Source organism: Pseudarthrobacter naphthalenicus (assembly GCF_029076445.1).
Taxonomy (GTDB): domain Bacteria; phylum Actinomycetota; class Actinomycetes; order Actinomycetales; family Micrococcaceae; genus Arthrobacter; species Arthrobacter naphthalenicus.
In genome coordinates, this window is record NZ_JARESG010000068.1 from 1 (window position 1) to 1862 (window position 1862).

Here is a 1862-nt window from a genome sequence, read left to right on the forward strand (position 1 = left end):
GACCACGGCGCCTATTGCCAGTAGGCCAGTCCGTCCCTCGAGCAGTTTGAGCCGCACGTCGTCCATGAGTACCACCTCTCCGGAGAACCCTGATCCAGACTCTACGATGAAGTTCAGTTAACAGGACGGACAGCATCGCTTTATTGTTCTCAATCAGGGTTTTGCGCTCGGCCTTTTGCTCCTCGGTCATGGGGCCTTTCTGCGCTGGGCGGCCGCCGTCGTAGCGTTCGTACTTCGGTGCGAAGCCCGTGTCCTTCCACCCCGCGATCACGTCGTGGGTCCGGTGCTGGCCCCGATAGTCCGTGGTGATCAGAACGGCGTTGGCGTCCTCCTCGGTGGCCGGTTCCCCGTCCTCCCGTTTGGCGGCGGTGACGTAGAGGTTGTCGTCGTCGGCGTAGTGTCCGGCGTCCTCCACGATGGTCTTGCCCTGGGCTTCCAGTTCGGCGATCAGCGCGGCGAGGGCGGCAGCGCTTTCGCGCCGGTCCCGCAGCCGCTGCGCGACGTGCAGGAGCTGGTCAGGTTCGTCCATGATGACCGACTCGAGCTCGGCCGTGGCCTCTTCATCTGCCTCAAACTCAGCCATGATTAGCGCCTCCTCGATGCTCCATCCTTTGCCCAGGGCGGCGGCTCCCGCGTCGGAGGCCTTAGCCTTCAATGCGGACTCCACCGTTGTCTTGGTGCGCCCAGTCTTCTTCGCGATCGCGGCCGCCGAGACACCAATCAGGGACAGCTGGTGGTAGGCGTCGGCCTCGTCCGCTTCGGTCAGTTCAGCGCGCTGAATGTTCTCCACCACCTGCGTCACGATACGTTCGGCTTCCTCCGGGGAATCGATGATCATCACCGGGATCAGGGGCCGCTGCGCTTCCACGGCGGCGCGGGTGCGGCGCTGGCCCATCAGCACGTGCACGGTCCCGTCGTCTTTCCGGTGGGCGATCACCGGTTCCATCACGCCATGTTCTTTGATGCTGGCAACGAAATCAGCGGTCAGGGCGGCGTCCTTCCGGACATTGATATCGACCGTCAGCGTGGCCGGGTCGAGCATTTCAAGCGTGGGTGCTGCGTTCATGTGGTGTTGCTCCTTTTTTGCCGAAAGGGTTGGTGGGTGGGGCGGCTCAGGTGACCGGCCAGCGTCCCCTCTCCCCCGTTGTTTTGGCTGCTGGCGAAGCTTGCGGAGCTGTGGCCGACGGAGGCCTGTCTACCCGCAGGGCAAGGTGCGGGAAATTCCCGGAGGAAATCAGCGACGAAGGAGCGCCGCAGGGACATTTCCTGCACCGCAGGCCCCGACGAAGGAGGGGCTAGACCGGCCGGAGCGGACACGTACAATCCGTCAGGACAGCAGCCAAAAAGCGTCGCAGACAACTCAGGGCCAGGGACGGCGGAGCCCTGCGGAGCCGGCACTGGACCCAACAGCCGGCCGCGCCAGCGGACGCCCTTCAACTGGTTGCAGCGCAGCGGAAACCAGGGCGAGCCCCGCGAGCCTGCCCTTCACCCCGGACCACGGACAACGCCGGCGGACGCCGCCCGGCACCTGGCGGCTGCGGGATGGGCGGTCCGCCGCCGCCAACCAACAGGACAAGCCAGCCACGACGACGGACCGCCCGCGGTGACCGGCCCCGAAAGACCGGCCACCCCGTCGGTTTAGCTGGCGAGCAGTTCGCTCAGTTCAGCCGCGTCAGTCACCAGTTCCGCGCCTCCTTCTTTCAGGAGCCGGTGGCAACCTGCGGAATTGGCGCTGTTTATCTGTAGTCATGGAACAGCGTCCTCGATTGTCAGTGATTGGTTGGTTCTTCTTTGTGGTGGACACGTCAGCTTCGCTGTCAGTGGCTGCCCATAGGGTGCTCCCATGATTGCCCCTGGAACGT

The 1862-nt window shown here is 64.7% G+C and carries 1 protein-coding gene and 1 pseudogene; both read right to left on the reverse strand.

Going from position 1 to position 1862, the window contains the following annotated elements; translation table 11 throughout:
- Positions 1-1066: ParB/RepB/Spo0J family partition protein (locus tag PY310_RS21395; RefSeq protein WP_275216641.1), on the reverse strand; the 1066-nt coding region annotated here is incomplete at its 3' end.
- Between the two features lie 572 nt (positions 1067-1638).
- Positions 1639-1740: pseudogene (locus tag PY310_RS21400) on the reverse strand (DNA-processing protein DprA); the annotation flags it as partial.
- Positions 1741-1862 lie beyond the last annotated feature (122 nt).